Genomic DNA, 218 nt, shown 5'->3' on the forward strand with positions numbered 1-218 from the left:
CGATAGCGGATAGTACCGTGAGGGAATGGTGAAAAGTACCGCGGGAGCGGAGTGAAATAGTACCTGAAACCGTGTGCCTACAAGCCGTGGGAGCGTCGCTGTATGTGCTTGCACATACAGTCGTGACTGCGTGCCTTTTGAAGAATGAGCCTGCGAGTTTGCGGTGTGTTGCGAGGTTAACCCGTGTGGGGAAGCCGTAGCGAAAGCGAGTCCGAATA

1 rRNA gene is annotated in these 218 nt (G+C 54.6%); it reads left to right on the top strand.

The window, feature by feature from the left end:
• A 23S ribosomal RNA gene (locus ADL01_RS28290) occupies window positions 1–218 on the top strand; the annotation flags it as partial.

Origin of the sequence: Streptomyces sp. NRRL WC-3618 (assembly GCF_001280005.1) — a bacterium.
Lineage (GTDB): Bacteria > Actinomycetota > Actinomycetes > Streptomycetales > Streptomycetaceae > Streptomyces.